11 protein-coding genes and 3 pseudogenes are annotated in these 13,398 nt (G+C 70.3%); 8 read left to right on the top strand and 6 right to left on the bottom strand.

Going from position 1 to position 13,398, the window contains the following annotated elements:
• The first annotated feature begins 75 nt into the window (after nt 1–75).
• From ACIRD8_RS35765 to ACIRD8_RS35755, 3 genes are all read left to right on the top strand, one after another.
• Nucleotides 76–1,023 (top strand): NADP-dependent oxidoreductase, encoded by a 948-nt coding sequence (locus tag ACIRD8_RS35765; RefSeq protein WP_404001316.1) that lies wholly within the window; start codon nt 76–78, stop codon nt 1,021–1,023.
• 153 nt (nt 1,024–1,176) lie between these two features.
• Complete coding sequence (locus tag ACIRD8_RS35760) at nt 1,177–1,647, top strand: peroxiredoxin (protein ID WP_404001313.1); 471 nt, start codon at nt 1,177–1,179, stop codon at nt 1,645–1,647.
• 14 nt (nt 1,648–1,661) lie between these two features.
• A complete protein-coding gene (locus ACIRD8_RS35755; RefSeq protein WP_404001310.1) occupies nt 1,662–2,867 on the top strand; it encodes an FAD-dependent monooxygenase in 1,206 nt (401 codons plus the stop codon).
• Nucleotides 2,868–2,944: 77 nt separating this feature from the next.
• Here the strand turns inward: ACIRD8_RS35755 and ACIRD8_RS35750 are convergent.
• Nucleotides 2,945–3,512, bottom strand: a pseudogene (locus tag ACIRD8_RS35750) (hypothetical protein).
• 10 nt (nt 3,513–3,522) lie between these two features.
• Complete coding sequence (locus ACIRD8_RS35745) at nt 3,523–3,960, bottom strand: DUF6545 domain-containing protein (RefSeq protein ID WP_404001308.1); 438 nt, start codon at nt 3,958–3,960, stop codon at nt 3,523–3,525.
• 27 nt (nt 3,961–3,987) lie between these two features.
• Between ACIRD8_RS35745 and ACIRD8_RS35740 the strand changes: the two are divergent.
• Nucleotides 3,988–4,175: pseudogene (locus ACIRD8_RS35740) on the top strand (Tn3 family transposase); the annotation flags it as partial.
• Between the two features lie 537 nt (nt 4,176–4,712).
• Here the strand turns inward: ACIRD8_RS35740 and ACIRD8_RS35735 are convergent.
• Nucleotides 4,713–5,513, bottom strand: coding sequence for a maleylpyruvate isomerase family mycothiol-dependent enzyme (locus ACIRD8_RS35735; RefSeq protein WP_404001305.1), 801 nt, complete (start codon nt 5,511–5,513; stop codon nt 4,713–4,715).
• Between the two features lie 532 nt (nt 5,514–6,045).
• Here ACIRD8_RS35735 and ACIRD8_RS35730 point away from each other — a divergent pair.
• Nucleotides 6,046–6,738: a DUF1062 domain-containing protein gene (locus ACIRD8_RS35730; protein WP_404001302.1), complete on the top strand. Its 693-nt coding sequence runs from the start codon at nt 6,046–6,048 to the stop codon at nt 6,736–6,738.
• A gap of 211 nt (nt 6,739–6,949) precedes the next feature.
• Here the strand turns inward: ACIRD8_RS35730 and ACIRD8_RS35725 are convergent.
• From ACIRD8_RS35725 to ACIRD8_RS35715, 3 genes and pseudogenes are all read right to left on the bottom strand, one after another.
• Nucleotides 6,950–7,567: pseudogene (locus tag ACIRD8_RS35725) on the bottom strand (TipAS antibiotic-recognition domain-containing protein); the annotation flags it as partial.
• Nucleotides 7,568–7,866: 299 nt separating this feature from the next.
• Nucleotides 7,867–8,544 (bottom strand): response regulator transcription factor, encoded by a 678-nt coding sequence (locus ACIRD8_RS35720; protein WP_404001299.1) that lies wholly within the window; start codon nt 8,542–8,544, stop codon nt 7,867–7,869.
• A complete protein-coding gene (locus ACIRD8_RS35715; protein ID WP_404001296.1) occupies nt 8,541–9,701 on the bottom strand; it encodes a sensor histidine kinase in 1,161 nt (386 codons plus the stop codon). The genes ACIRD8_RS35720 and ACIRD8_RS35715 overlap by 4 nt, the downstream gene beginning before the upstream one ends.
• A 218-nt stretch (nt 9,702–9,919) precedes the next feature.
• Here ACIRD8_RS35715 and ACIRD8_RS35710 point away from each other — a divergent pair, with 218 nt between their 5' ends.
• Genes ACIRD8_RS35710 through ACIRD8_RS35700 form a run of 3 tightly spaced genes read left to right on the top strand, consistent with a single transcriptional unit; the run spans nt 9,920 to nt 13,274 of the window.
• Nucleotides 9,920–10,867: an ATP-binding cassette domain-containing protein gene (locus ACIRD8_RS35710; RefSeq protein WP_404001293.1), complete on the top strand. Its 948-nt coding sequence runs from the start codon at nt 9,920–9,922 to the stop codon at nt 10,865–10,867.
• Nucleotides 10,864–12,441: an ABC transporter permease subunit gene (locus ACIRD8_RS35705; protein WP_404001290.1), complete on the top strand. Its 1,578-nt coding sequence runs from the start codon at nt 10,864–10,866 to the stop codon at nt 12,439–12,441. The genes ACIRD8_RS35710 and ACIRD8_RS35705 overlap by 4 nt, the downstream gene beginning before the upstream one ends.
• Nucleotides 12,438–13,274, top strand: a complete 837-nt coding sequence (locus ACIRD8_RS35700) for an ABC transporter permease subunit (RefSeq protein WP_182455997.1) — start codon at nt 12,438–12,440, stop codon at nt 13,272–13,274. Before ACIRD8_RS35705 ends, ACIRD8_RS35700 begins: the two co-directional genes overlap by 4 nt.
• Nucleotides 13,275–13,398 lie beyond the last annotated feature (124 nt).

The following is a 13,398-nucleotide window of genomic DNA, read 5'->3' as shown; positions in this document are numbered from 1 at the left end:
GGAAACGGACGACGTTTTCCGTTTACGAGTTTACGTTGGAGGAACCGAACACCGCATACGCACGAGGTGAGAATTATGAACGACACCATGAAGGCCGCCCTCTACGACAGCTTCGGGGGCCCCGAGGTTCTGTACATCGGCACCGTTCCCGTTCCCGAGCCGAAGGCCGACGAGGTACTCGTCCAGGTGCGTGCGCTCAGCGTCAACGGCGGGGAGACGGCGGCACGGTCCGGCAAGTACGCGGAGCTGTTCGGGGACAACTTCCCGCAGCGCATCGGGCTCGACCTCGTCGGTGTCGCCGTCAAGCTTGGCGACGACGTGACCGACCTGGCGGTCGGGGACCGGGTGTGGGGTGTCCTCGGTGCGGCCTCCGGGTTCGGCAGCGCCGCCGAGTTCGTGGCGGTGCCGGCCGAGCGCCTGGGCATCGTTCCCGAATCGCTCGGCATGGTGGAGGCCGCGTCCCTGCCGATGGGCACCACGGCCATCACCGCGCTGGTGGAGAAGGCCGAGCTGATCCCCGGGGAGTCCCTCCTGGTGCGAGGCGCGTCGGGCGGTGTCGGCAACATCGCCGTACAGCTCGGCAGCGCGCACGGCGCCGAGGTGACCGCACTCACCGGAGAAGACACTCTCGACTTCGTCCGCGAACTCGGCGCCCACCATGCCTACGACTTCCGCACCGTCAAGCTGGAGGAGCTGGGCACGTTCGACGTCATCCTCGACACTGTCGGCTCCGACGTCCCCGCGTTCCGGGCGCTCCTCAAGCCCGGCGGCCGCATGGTCGCCATCGCCCCGGACCCCGCGACCGGCGCCCTCGCCGACACCGAAGCCGACGGCAACGGCCGACTGATCACCTTCATGGGTGACCCCAAGCGTGCGGTCCACGACGTCATGGCCATGGCCGTCGCGGGAGACGCGGTGCGCCCGACCGTCGACACGGTCTTCCCGCTGGAGGACATCGCCGCGGCGCACCAGGCGTTCTCGGAGGGCCGCGGCAAGGGCAAGTACGTCATCAGCATCGGCTGACACCCCCTTGAGCCCCGCTCCCGGGCCTCGGCCGACGGCGGCCGAGGGCCAGGAGCGGCCGTCCGCCCCCGGGGGCCGCGCAGTGGCGCGCCCCGGGACTATTCATCGATTCAGCCTCGAAGGCCTGATCAGTCCGGAAGAGATGAGTACGACATGAAGCAAGGCGACCTTGTACCCGCGTTCGAGCTGCTCGACCAGGACGGCGTGAAGCGCTCCCTGGAAGGGCTGTTGCGGGAAGGGCCGGTGGCGCTCTTCTTCTACCCGGCCGCGATGACGGCCGGCTGCACCAAGGAGGCCTGCCACTTCCGTGACCTGGCGGCCGAGTTCGCCGCTGCCGGCGTCCAGCGGGTCGGCATCAGCCAGGACAGCGTGGCCAAGCAGAAGGAGTTCTCCGACAAGCACGCCTTCGACTACCCGCTGCTGTCCGACGCGGACGGCACCGTCTCCGAGCTGTTCGGGGTCACCCGTCACGGTCTGCTGGGCAAGTTCACTCCGGTGAAGCGGTGGACGTTCGCGATCGGCCCCGACAGCCGGGTCGTCAAGGTCATCAGCAGCGAGACGAGCATGCAGGTGCACGCGGACGACGCCCTGCGCGCCCTCGCCGGGCAGGAATCAGACCGCTGAGCAGGGGCACCGACATGGATACGAGGAGCAAGGGCACCGTCCTGGTCTCGGGCGCCAGCATCGCCGGTCCCGCGCTGGCCTACTGGCTCGACCGGTCCGGCTTCCGGGTCACCCTGGTGGAGAAGGCGGACGGGTTCCGTGGCGGCGGCTACCCGATCGACATCCGGGGAACGGCGTTGCAGGTGACCGACCGCATGGGCATCACCGAGCAGCTGCGGGCGGCGCATGTCGACACCCGCAAGATCACCTTCCACACCGAGGCCGGCCGGAAGCTGACGTCGATCCGGCCGGAGGCGATCAGCGGCGGTGTCCAGGGCCGGGATATCGAGGTCCCCCGTGGCACGCTGGCCACGGCCCTGACCGGAGCGCTCGGCGACGGGGTGGACGTGTTGTTCGGCGACTCCATCGCCGCGCTCGACCAGCACACCGACCACGTGGACGTCACCTTCACCAGCGGCCGTCAGCAGGAGTTCGACCTGGTCATCGGTGCGGACGGGCTGCACTCGAACACTCGCCGGCTCGCCTTCGGCCCCGAGGAGCCCTACCACCGCTACCTCGGCGCCTGCTTCGCGGGATTCTCCATCCCCAACGAGTTCGGTATGGCGCACGAGGCACTGATGTGGAACGCGCCGGGCCGAACCGCGAGCATGCTGTGCCCCGCGGACAGCGACACCCTGCACGCCTTCCTCATCTTCCAGCGCGGCGATCCCCCGCTGCGCGCCCACACCGACCCCGACACGATGCGCCGCCTCGTCGCCGACACCTTCGCGGGAGACGGCTGGCACATCCCCCGCATGGTCGAGGCGATGCTCGCCGCCGACGACCTGTTCTTCGACGTCGTCAGCCAGATCCACATGCCCACCTGGTCGCAGGGACGCGTGGCCCTGGCCGGTGACGCCGCACACGCCACATCTTTCATGTCCGGGCAGGGCTCCAGCACGGCGCTCGTGGGGGCCTACCTCCTGGCCGGCCACCTCGCCACCCACAGCAACCACACCGAGGCGTTCACCGCCTACGAACAACAAGCGCGCCCCTTCGCCGAGTTGAACCAGGCACTCGCCGACGAGGGGAAACGTATTCTCGCGCCGTCCGCCCGGACCCAGTTCTGGTTCCACAACCAGACCCTTCGCCTGCTCCCTCTGCTCGCCCGTACCGGGATCGCGGGACGCAAGGGACGGACCGCGAACTCGGCACTGGACCTGCCGCAGTTCACCCCGTAGACCCGGGACGCACGCACTGCGCCCCCTGCCGTCCCGTTCGAGGGGGGCAGGGGGCTCAGTCCGTTCGCGCCGTAGTCCTACGCCAGAAGGAACGTGGCGGCAGTGGCCGCGCCGAGCGAGGCGCCCGCCACGGTCTGGGCGATCGAGTGGTACGTCAGCGCGACGCGCGACCAGCACACGGCGACGACCAGGGCGTACACGGCGATCCACCACGGGGAATGGACGACGGCGAGCATCGCGACGACCGCGGACGCGACCGCCGAGTCCGCTGATCTTCCATTTGGTGTTCACCGCGAGGAGGACGACGGTCATCGCCCACAGCGCGAGCATCGCAACGAGGATGCCCGTGGGGGCGTGGCCGAGGACCATCACCACGGATCCGACTCCGATGGAGCCGAGGATCACGAAGAAGATCGGGGCGCGCTGGGTGCGGTCGACGACGTGCCGGTCGCCCCAGGTGCCGCGCTTGCGGTGCCACTCGATGAAGGCGGCGGGGATGATCCCGGCGCACAGCGCACCCAGCAGGCCCCAGGGGATCCCGGTCCAGTCGCCGGCGGCGGCAAGGCCGATGGCGAGCATCCCGACGAGCAGCACGTTCCGCGGCTGGAGTACGTCGGTGATACGGCGGGCGGCACAGAGCATCATGCGGGCACCGTCACCAAGTCGAGGAGGGCCCTGGCGTCGGCGTCGTCGGCCTGCTTGTACGCCTTGGCGACCTTGCGGCGCCATGCCGTCTCGCCGTCCTGGTCGGTGGCCTGGGCCTGCTCGAACGCGGCGACCGGTCCGGAGGCGGTGCCCTGTTCCTTCGCGGCGAGTGCGGCCCTGATCCAGAACGCCTCTGCGAGCGGGGCGGCCTTGCCCTCGCGGGCCTCTGGCAGTCGAGTGCTCCCGACGTCGGAAGACTCGCGGTGTGGCGGGTGGAGTTGTACTGCGAGGCGGCCTTGCCCCGGGCGGCGGCCATGAGGTCGTCGGGGACGTAGTGGCGCAGCTTCTCGATCGCGTCGCCGAGGTCGTGGATCCAGCGGTCGAGGCGGAGCTCGACGTCGATGTCGCGGCGGGTCAACTCGTCGCGGCGCGAGCGCGGAGCATCCATCGGGGTGTCGGGGAACGCGGCCATCATCGTGCTCTGGCCCGCAACAAGGTGAACCTGACAAGGTCACCACGCACTGGCCGGACATGCTGCGGGTGGCCGGCTCGCTGGTGACAGGTCAGGTCCGCGCGTACGACTTGCTGCGGATGTTCGGCCGTGAGGGGCGGCCGACCCCCATGGGCCAGGCGTTCGCTGAGTACGGGCAGATCGCCAAAACCCCGTCGGCGTCGGCCGGCTCCATATCCCACAGCGGTCGGCCGAACCAGGACCGCATCTGGTCCAGGTGCCCGACGTCCCCGCGGATCGTGCCGTCCGCCAGACCTGCCGAAGCCCGCGCGAGGACGAACCCGGCTAGCACGTCGGTCTCGAACCGTTCCAGTTCCTCCGCCGAGACCGGTTCGCGGAACTCGCGCAGATCACGTACGGCCGCCAGCGCCAACCCGAGCCTCCTCGCCTTCACCCTGATCACAGATCGATCGGACGAAGTGAGAACGCTTCAAGAATCCTGAAGTTACGTCACCAGCGCGAAGAACACCCCAAGGAGACAGAACCCCCTGGCCACAGGGACAAGGACTCAGCGGGGCTCAAAGGAACTCACGGGATGTCGCACACCTGACCCGCGCTCCGGCCCACCTGGACGACGATGACGCCGCCCTGGCGTTGATCGCGCACTGCCCCGACATCAGCGCCGCCCGTATCAAATGCGGGCTCGCGTGGCGAAGAGCGCGAACAGCAGCCGGCCGGGCCGCTACGTCCTATTTCTCCTCCGGCTCCCAGGCGCGGAGCAGGTCGAGCAGCCCTGCGTCTCCGTCAACGTGCATGGAGGCGGCGGAAATACGGTCGTACAAGTAGAGGACCAACTCACTGGCCGTGCCATGAACAGAGGCGCCGGCTACGTCCGAGTCCTCGTCGGTCGCGGCAGTGTCCGCGGGGATGCGGGTGACGCGTGCACCGCCGCCGTCGACCGTGAGGCGCCAGGAGCGGCCCTCGGCGGCGTGGAAGTCGAAGGCCGTGGGCTTGTGCGGCCAGGCACTCGGCGTCGCGCAGACGGTGAACAGGAACTCCTCCACACCGTCGAGTGCCACCTCGACCGGCAGCGGCTGCGAGGCGCCCCCGGCGAGCTGGGCGTCGTACGTGTGCACCGCGGTCTCCTGGACCCGGTGCCGGGCGACACCGCCGGAGGTTTGCGGTGACTGCGACGCAGGCCACCACGTCCAGCTACCGCTCTCCGGTCCCGCCTCGCGCAGGGCGCTCACCAGAAGCTGCGTCGACGCGGCCAGCCAGGCCGGCAGGGCCTCACGCTCCCGCGGCACTTCCAGAGCGGCGCGCGCAGCGACGGCCTCGGCCGGGGGAGCGTCGGCAGACCCCGCGCCGACGATGGCGGCCCAGAAACGGTCTCCCCCACCCAGGTGCTTCACCAGATCGAACAGCGTCCACCCGGGGCAGGTCGGCACCTGCACATCGAGGCTGGGCGCGGCGGCGACCGCGGCGCGGAAGGCGCCCGACCGTTCGTCTATGAGTCGCAGCAGGTCAGGGAATTCCAGAGTGTTCTGCACGCCGGATGTCTACCACTGCGCCCCGTGCGACCGCACGCGGATTTTCACAGCCGACGCGGCGGGCGGGCGGCACGGGCCGCGCACCCTCGGATGGTGCGGTGCCCTGCTCTCAGGCACAGCATCGGTCGAAGTCGCCCGATCGGGGATTCCCGTTCGACCGACGCCCCTCGACATCGGAACAACGACAACAGCCACTGATCTCTGAGACACCCCCGGGCACGGCAAAGGCCGGTTCGCGGCAGCCCAAGCGATCCAGGCCTTGCCTGCAACGAGGCCGAGGCGCTGCCACGGCCTGTCGGCGGGCGGCCCGTGGAAAACGAGTTGCTCGCGGGCCGTGGCCTCGATCATGATCGCCGGCATGGACCTGTAACGGCTGCCACGTAGCAAAGCCAACCTGTCGCGCGGTTGACCCCGGAGCCCGACGACTCGGCCCCGAGGCGATGACTCGCGCCCTCGTGTGCATCCGTCATATCCCAGGAGCCGCAGCCTCGCCTGCGAGAGCTCCTGGTCAGTCCTGAAAGCAACCACATCCATGAATACTGACCGCAAGGCCCTGTGGGCCGTGCGTGAGTCCGCGCTGCCCACCGTCGTACGCCCCTGCCCGGACTGCTCCGGCAGCCGGCACCGTCCCTCGGGCAAGATCCGTGTCAACGCGAGCGGCAAACTCCTCGACGTCTGGCTTCTCCTGAGCTGTGCAGGGTGCGACCGGACCTCGAAGGTGCCCGTCCACGAGCGCGTCCATGTCTCGTCGCTGGAGCCCGCTCGCCTGGTGGCGTACGAGAACAATGACCCAGCCGTGGTACGGGAGCTGACGATGAGCCAGTCGCTGGCCGCGAAGAACGGATACCGCCTCGACTGGACCGGTACGTGGGAGGTGGAGACCCGCACGCCCCTCTACGCACTCGACGACCCGGCACTGCTCAAGGTCCTGGTCAGCTTCGAGCTGCCCGCGCCGGTCCGGGTCGAGCGACTGCTCATGCTCGGGCTCGGCCTCAGCCGCAGCGGGGTACGACGCATGGTCGGGGACGGGCTCATCCACCTGCCGCTGGCCCTGGACGCCAAGGCGCATCGTGACTTCGAGCTCACCATCCACGATCTCGGTTCCGTCGATGCTGCGAAGCACTCGAAGCTCCTTGGCGCTCCGACCGACGTGCGCACCGACCTGAGCCGCGTCGGGTTCCACGACACGCCGCAGCACTTGTCGCGAGCGGCGGCGGGAGCGTAGGAGCGGGCAGCAGGGCCTTCTGGACAGCCTGTTGGCGTAGACAACCTTCGAGCTGCCAGGAGGCCCTGCTCAGTGCGGCACCCCGACATGGACGACTCGAGAACGGGCAACACCTCGCTCGGCTTCCGGGAAGCCGAGCGAGGTGCTCCTGTCGGTGGGGCATGAAGGGGATGGTTCCCCGTGGTGGGCCCGGTCCTGGGTCAGCTGAGCCGGTGGTGACGTACGCCTCGATGGCGTCCCGCTGGTACGCGGCCAGGCCGGGTGCGATCGCCTCGTACGCCGCGCGCCATGCCTCGTTGTCCACGCAGGAGCGTCCGATGGTGCGGTACTCCTCGGCGGACACGGGCCGCAGTTCGGTCAAGGCCTGGTACTGGGCGTCGATCTGGGCCTGTACGGGCTCGGCGTCGGCCGGGTGGTCGGCGGCCATCAGGTCGGCCAGCAGGATCATCTGTGTCGTGCGCTCGCGCTGCCCGGCCTCGACGTCCTGCGGGGTCATCCCCGCGACCTTTCGGGCGACTTCCTCGGCATGCCCGGGGAAGTCACGCAGGCTCTCCTGGTACTGAGAGGGCTGGATGCCCTCGAACAGGTTCTCCGGTCGGTTGACAGCGGTCATGGGTGTGCCGTCCTTCCTGGACTGCTCCAGTTCGGCGATCGTGCGGGAGACGGTGCCGGCCAGGGCATCGAGCCGGTCACGCTCGGCAAGCAGTCTGCGGTGGTGCCCGCGCAGGGCGTCCACCTCGTCGATCTGCTCAGCCAGGATCCGGCCGACCTCGGGAAGCCCTACGCCCAGCGCCCGCAGTACGAGGATCTGCTGCAGCCGCAGCAGCTGACAACTGCAACCCCGCAAGAGCCAGGATCCTCAGAATCCGGCTCCCGCGTCCTGTGCGGGCGACGCTCCCGGCCCACTCAGAAGAAACCGGCTTCCGTCCCGCTTTTGAGTGAGAACGGGTTCTGCGAACGAATCCAGGCTCGGTGGAGGTCCGGCGGCTCGGTTCTGATCCTGCTCGCGCAAAGGACCGTTTGTGAGAGTAACCGCCCCTCAGTCTCTGAAGTCGGCAGCGCAGATGACTGGAGTCAGGTGCACTGAACACCGCCTCCGCTCGTGGGCCGCCGCCCCCTGTCGGCTGCTCAGTCGGGTGGGGCGGCTGGGTCGATGATCCGATATCCCACGCCGGGTGTGGTGGCGATGACCGGGGGGTCGCCGAGCTTTCGGCGCAGGCGGCTTATGGTCACCGTGACGGTGTTGGTGAACGGGTCGGCGTGTTCGTCCCAGACCTGTTCGAGGAGGCCTTCCGTGCTGAGGAAGGCGGGGCTCGCGTTCAGGAGGGCTTCGAGTACCGCGAATTCCTTGACGGAGAGGTCGAGCCGGCGGCCGTCGCGGCCGGCGGTGCGGCGCATCGGGTCGAGTTCGATGCCCGCCGCGCTCAGGGTGCGGGACCGGGCGGCGGGGCGGCGGCGGGCCAGGGCGCGGATGCGCAGGACGAGTTCGGGAAAGTGGAAGGGCTTGGCGAGGTAGTCGTCAGCACCCAGGGTCAGGCCGCTGACGCGGTCACCGGGTGAGTCGGCGGCGGTCAGCATCAGGACCATCACGCGGTCGTCCCGCTCGGTGATCATCTGGCAGAGAGTGTCGCCGTGGATGCCTGGCAGGTCGCGGTCGAGCACGACGACGTCGTACGCGTTGACGTCCAGCTTGGCCGCGGCGTCGAGCCCATCGTGGGCCACGTCCACGGCCATGCCCTGGTCGCGCAGTCCCTCGGCGATGACTTCGGCGAGGGGGCGGGCGTCCTCGACCACCAGGACTCTCAACGCGCCACGCCCGTCTCTGTGTCGGGGGCTTCCGCCGTCGCCCTGCCGTCCGTACGGGGGAGGGTGATGGTCACGCGCAGGCCGCCGTCGGGGCGGGCGCGCAGTTCCAGGGCGCCGTGGTGAGCCTGGGTGATGGCCGCGACGATGGAGAGGCCGAGGCCGTTTCCCTGGCCGGTGCCGGTCCGGTCGGCGCCGAGACGGCGGAAGGGCTGCACAAGGTCCGCCACCCGCCGCTGGTCGAGGACCGGTCCGCTGGACTCGACGACGAGGGACACCGCGCCTGCGTCGTCTCCTTCGGCCCCTACCGCGACACTGATCCAGCCCCCGGGGTCGTTGTGCGCGATCGCATTGTCGACCACATTGTCGGCCACACGGCGCAGCAGCGTCTGGCTGCCCCACACCCACGCGGAGTCGTCGATCCGGTTTTCACGCACGGTCAGTCCCTTGGCCGTGATGTCCTTTGCCCGTCCGGTCAGGGCGGTCAGCGCGAGCTGGCTGAGGGCGAGGCGCGCCAAGTCGGTGAACTCGCCGTGCTGGGTGCGAGCCAGGACGAGGAAACTCTCCAGCAGCCGGTCCACCTGGTCGAGTCCGGCGCGCATCCGGGCGGCCAGCGTGGCCGTGGTCGCTGGTACCGGGCCCGGCTTGGCGAGGGCCACGTCCAGGGAGGCCCGCATCGTGGTGAGCGGGGTGCGCAGCTCATGGGAGGCGTTGGCGACGAAGAGTCGCTGGGCGTCGAAGGAGCCCTCCAGGCGGCCGAGGAGGTCGTCGATGGTGTCGGCGAGGTCTTTCACCTCGTCGCCGGGGCCGCCGATGGCCAAGCGTTCGTGCAGGCTGTCGGCGGTGATCCGGCGGGTGGCCGCTGTCATCACGCGCAGCGGGCGCAGCACCCGGCCGGCGATGAACCAGCCAAGGCCGACCGAGACCACCGCCATGATGCCGAGGGCTGTGACGGAGGCGATCAGGATCTGCCGGGACTGGGTGTCGTGCGCCTGGGCCAGCTGCTGCTCCAGCTCGTCGATGCGGCCCTGGGCCTGTGCCGCCGTGGCGGGCTGACCGGTGCCGGCATCGGGGCCGATCCGGCTGTCCCTCGATCCTCCGGATGCCACCACGGCCGCGATGGCGAGCAGCGCCGTTCCCGACAGCAGGAACAGAGTCACGTACAAGGCGGTGAAGCGGGTGCGGGCAGTGCCACGGCGCAGGCCGAACCGGGCAGTCAGGCCCGCGAGCCGTCGGGGCGGACCCCATTTCATCCGCATGCTCCCTTCTCGCCACCGCACGAGGACACGTACCGGGCCAGGCTAAGCCGAGGCGCCTAACAGCGAGATGACAGTGACCGTTCGGCCCCTGTAACTCGCTCCGTCACAGGGTGGGGCCCATGAGCGATGAGAGTACGAAGGCGACGATCGAGGTCATCGGTCTGCGTAAACGCTTCGGGCCACAGCTGGCTCTGGACGGTATGACGTTCACCGTGCAGCCCGGACGGGTGACCGGCTTCGTCGGCCCGAACGGCGCGGGCAAGTCCACCACCATGCGCGTGATCCTGGGCCTTGACGCGGCGGAGGAGGGTAAGGCCCTGGTCGGCGGAGTGCCGTACCGCACCCTGCGTCGCCCGCTTCGGCATCTGGGGGCACTGCTCGACGCCTCCGCGCTGCAGCCGAGCCGCACCGCCCGTAACCACCTGCTGTGGCTGGCCCACTCACAGGGCGTGCCGCCCCGGCGGGTGGACGAGGTCATCGACCAGGCCGGCCTGGGCACGGCGGCCCGGCGCAAGGCCGGCGGCTTCTCGCTGGGCATGCGCCAGCGCCTGGGGATCGCAGCGGCGTTGCTCGGTGACCCGCCGGTCGTCATGCTGGACGAGCCGTTCAACGGCCTCGACCCCGACGGCATCGTGTGGATGCGCGGCTTCCTGGCGTCGTTGGCCCGGCAGGGCCGCGCCGTCCTGGTCTCCAGTCACCTGATGAGCGAACTCGAAGACACCGCGGACCATCTCGTGGTGGTCGGCCGCGGCCGGGTCGTCGCGGACACCAGCGTGTCCGAGCTGCTCGCCGAGGCGTCCGGCGGCCGGGTCACCCTGCGTACCTCCGCGCCTGCGCGCGCCACCCAGGTCCTGCACGGCGCGGGCGCCACCGTTCTCGCCACCGGCCCCGACACCCTCGGAGTCACGGGCCTGCCCGACGAGGAGATCGTGGCACTGCTCGCCCGGAACGGGGTGCCGTTCTCCCAGGTGTCCGCGCACCGGGCGACGCTCGAAGAGGCGTACATGGAGCTCACCCGGGACGCGGTGGAGTACCGGGGCATCCCGGCGGGGGAGGCTACGCGATGACCGCCACCGTCACCCCTCGTCCCCCGGCCACTCGTCCCCCGGCCACGAGGCGCGCTGAGCAGAGTGGGTTCCTCAGGACGCTGCACTCCGAGTGGACGAAGTTCCGTACGGTACGTGGCTGGGTCCTCGCCATGGCGGGGGCGCTCCTGGTGACGATCGTGGTCGGCCTGCTCGGCACGGCCGCCCCCGCCCCCGGCGGTCGCGGCTCCGACTCCGCCTCGTACCCGAAGGGACCCGGCGGCGAGGCCGTCAACGACAGCTTCTACTTCGTCCACAAGACGCTCACCGGCGACGGCACCCTCACCGTTCCCCTGCGGTCGCTGACCGGTGTGGCCGACACCGGGCCCGGCAAGACGGCCCAGGGCGTCCAGCCCTGGGCGAAGGCCGGGATCATCGTGAAGGAAAGCCTCGCCCAGGGATCCCCGTACGCGGCGGTCATGGCCACCGGCGGCCACGGTGTGCGCATGCAGTACGACTACACGCACGACACGGCGGGCCCTTCCGGCAAGGTCACCCAGGAGTCCCCGCGCTGGCTGCGCCTGGTCCGGTCCGGTGGCAGCCTCACCGGTTACGCCTCCACCGATGGCTCCCACTGGACCGAGGTCGGCCATGCGAAGCTGCCGGGGCTTGCGCACACCGTGCAGGCCGGGCTCTTCGCCACGTCACCGCAGGCGAAGCAGGACACCGCGGCGGGCACGGGCTTCAGCCCCGCCGTGGCCACGGGCACCTTCGGCCTGCCCGCTCTCACCGGCGGCTGGTCCCGGGGCGCGTGGCGCGGCACACAGGTGGGCGGCGACGCGGGCACCTCCGGCAGCTACACGAACACCACCAAGGGCGGCTTCACCCAGACCGACGGCGGCGGGTTCACCGTGACCGGGGCCGGTGACATCGCACCGGTCGTCGGCGGACCCGTGATGGGCGTCGGCTTCTCCGTCGAGAACTTCCTCGTCGGCACCTTCGCCGGGCTGATCGTGGTGATCGCCTTGGGCGCGGTGTTCATCACCGGCGAGTACCGGCGCGGTCTGCTGCGTACGACCATGGCGGCAACCCCCCTGCGGGGCCGGGTGCTCGGTGCCAAGGCGCTGGTGGCCGGGGGCGTCGCGTTCGCCATCGGCCTGGTGGCCGCCGCGATCACCATTCCCGTCGGGGAACGCAGCGCGCGCGGCAGGGGCTTCCATGTCTTCCCCATCACGTCGGCGACCGAAGTGCGCGTCATGGTCGGCACCGGCCTGCTCTGCGCAGCCACCGCCGTACTCGCTCTCGGCGTCGGCGCCCTGCTGCGGCGCAGCAGCACGGCGGTCGCCCTGGTCATCGCGTCGATCGTGCTGCCCTTCCTGCTTGCCGCCTCCGGCGTACTGCCCCCGGGCGTCTCGGAGTGGCTGCTGCGGGTGACCCCGGCTGCGTGCTTCGCCATCCAGCAGACCCTGCCGCAGTACGCGCAGGTGCTCAGCGTGTACGAACCGTCTACCGGCTACTACCCGCTGGCGCCATGGGCCGGCCTCGCCGTGCTGTGCGGATACGCCGCGCTCGCCTTCGGTCTGGCCGTGGTGCGGCTGCGCGGGAGGGACGTATGAGTCTCCTGAGAAGTGCACGACTCACGAGCACGGCTGACGGCGCGTGGCGAGGGGACTTCGGCCGCGCCCTGCGCGCGGAGTGGACAAAGCTGCGCACCACAGGGGACATGGGCAGGTTGCTCCTGCTCGCCGTCGCGCTGACCGTGGCCCTCGGCTGCGGAACCGCCAAGGCCGTGAAGTGCCCGGATACGGGGTGCGGCCAGGACGCCGTCAAGCTCGCCCTGACCGGCGTCACCGTCGGGCAGGCGGTCATCGCCGTCCTCGCGGTGCTGGCCGTCAGCGGCGAGTACGGCACCGGAATGATCCGCACCACACTCACGGCGGTGCCGAACCGGCTCACCGTCCTCACCGCCAAGGCGACGGTCCTCACCACGGTCGTCCTGATCTCCGGGACGGCTGCCGTCCTCGCCTCGCTCCTCGCCGGCCGCTACATCCTGCCCGGCAACGGATTCACCGAGGCCCACGGCTATGCCCCGCTGTCCCTGGCCGACGGCCCGACCCTGCGCGCGGCCGTGGGCTCGGTTCTCTACCTCGTCCTGATCGCCCTGATCGGCCTCGGCGTCGCGACGGCGGTACGGGAGGCGGCGACTGCCATCGGGATCGTACTCGGGCTGCTCTATCTCTTCCCGGTCGTCACCCAGGTGGTCAACGACCCGGAGTGGCAGCGGCACCTCCAGCAGATCTCGCCCATGACCGCCGGACTCGCGGTCCAAGCCACCGTCCATCTGCACGAGCTGCCCATCGGCCCATGGGCCGGCCTGGGCGTACTCGCCACGTGGGCCGCGGCCGCGCTGCTGGTCGGCAGCCTGCTGCTGCACAGGCGCGACGCGTAGCCGAATCGAGCCGAGCGGGCCGAGCGGGACGAGCTCGCCGTGGCCGAGCGAGTTCTGCAGCGGATGGGCGAGGAGCGGGCGGCGGCCGGCTCGCCGGTCGTCCAGGTGGCGGGGCGGTCACGAC

It is taken from the genome of Streptomyces sp. NPDC102451 (genome assembly GCF_044765485.1).
In the GTDB taxonomy this organism is placed as follows: domain Bacteria; phylum Actinomycetota; class Actinomycetes; order Streptomycetales; family Streptomycetaceae; genus Streptomyces.
The sequence above is the reverse complement of the archived record's forward strand: the minus strand, read 5'-3'. Positions and strand labels throughout refer to the sequence as shown.

What these genes read in the sequence shown, in the direction of transcription:
- ACIRD8_RS35760 (WP_404001313.1), top strand. Translation starts at nt 1,177, where the DNA reads ATGAAGCAAGGCGACCTTGTACCCGCGTTCGAGCTGCTCGACCAGGAC.
- ACIRD8_RS35705 (WP_404001290.1), top strand. Translation starts at nt 10,864, where the DNA reads ATGACCGCCACCGTCACCCCTCGTCCCCCGGCCACTCGTCCCCCGGCC.
- ACIRD8_RS35765 (WP_404001316.1), top strand. Translation starts at nt 76, where the DNA reads ATGAACGACACCATGAAGGCCGCCCTCTACGACAGCTTCGGGGGCCCC.
- ACIRD8_RS35700 (WP_182455997.1), top strand. Translation starts at nt 12,438, where the DNA reads ATGAGTCTCCTGAGAAGTGCACGACTCACGAGCACGGCTGACGGCGCG.
- ACIRD8_RS35730 (WP_404001302.1), top strand. Translation starts at nt 6,046, where the DNA reads ATGAATACTGACCGCAAGGCCCTGTGGGCCGTGCGTGAGTCCGCGCTG.
- ACIRD8_RS35745 (WP_404001308.1), bottom strand. Translation starts at nt 3,960, where the DNA reads ATGGATGCTCCGCGCTCGCGCCGCGACGAGTTGACCCGCCGCGACATC.
- ACIRD8_RS35710 (WP_404001293.1), top strand. Translation starts at nt 9,920, where the DNA reads ATGAGCGATGAGAGTACGAAGGCGACGATCGAGGTCATCGGTCTGCGT.
- ACIRD8_RS35755 (WP_404001310.1), top strand. Translation starts at nt 1,662, where the DNA reads ATGGATACGAGGAGCAAGGGCACCGTCCTGGTCTCGGGCGCCAGCATC.